The following is a 1064-nucleotide window of genomic DNA, read 5'->3' as shown; positions in this document are numbered from 1 at the left end:
GACTTCATCAACGCCACAAAATGGATCACGGACAACCTACCTAATGCGATGGTATCAGGCGGCGTCTCTAACGTCTCCTTTAGCTTCCGAGGTAACCCGATTCGCGAAGCCATCAACTCGGTATTTCTTTTTCATGCGATTCAAAATGGCCTGACCATGGGTATCGTCAACCCCGCTATGCTTGAGCTATATGACGATATTCCAAAGGAAGCGCGCGACGCTATCGAAGATGTCATGCTCAATCGCAATCAAGGCGAGAGCGGTCAAGATGCGACCGAGCGCCTAATGAGCGTCGCCGAAAACTACCAAGACGGCGGCAAGAAAAAAGACAGTACCGTCGATATGAGCTGGCGTGAAGGTACGGTTGAAGAGCGTATCGCCCATGCGCTAGTCAAAGGCATTACTACCTTTATCGAAGCGGATACCGAAGAGGCCTGGAAAAAATACCCCAAACCGCTAGAAGTCATCGAAGGGCCACTCATGGACGGGATGAATATCGTCGGCGACTTATTCGGCGCGGGTAAAATGTTCTTACCGCAAGTGGTCAAATCAGCGCGGGTGATGAAGCAGTCCGTCGCTTGGCTCAACCCCTATATCGAAGCGGAAAAGGTCGAGGGCGAAGTCAAAGGTAAAATCCTGATGGCCACGGTCAAAGGCGATGTTCATGATATCGGTAAAAACATCGTCGGCGTGGTACTCGGCTGTAACGGCTATGACATCGTCGATCTAGGTGTCATGGTACCTTGTGAGACTATCCTTGATACTGCAATCAGAGAAAAAGTCGATATCATTGGTTTGTCGGGTCTAATTACCCCAAGTCTCGATGAAATGGTCTACGTCGCCAAGCAAATGCAAGAGCGCGGCATGACCCTGCCGTTAATGATTGGCGGTGCCACGACCTCTAAAGCGCATACCGCGGTCAAGGTCGAACCACAATACCAAAACGATGGTGTCATCTATGTGGCTGATGCCTCGCGCGCGGTCGGCGTGGTCACCAAACTGCTCTCCAAAGAAAACCGTCAAGAGCTGCTCGATGAAACCCGCGAAGAGTACATCAAAGTACG

The 1064-nt window shown here is 51.0% G+C and carries 1 protein-coding gene; it reads left to right on the top strand.

The window, feature by feature from the left end; translation table 11 throughout:
• On the top strand, positions 1-1064 hold a 1064-nt coding region (locus ACTXGO_RS16435), incomplete at both ends, for a B12-binding domain-containing protein (RefSeq protein WP_443575005.1).

It is taken from the genome of Psychrobacter sp. T6-1 (assembly GCF_052258445.1).
This window is presented reverse-complemented; position numbering and strand designations above follow the sequence as displayed.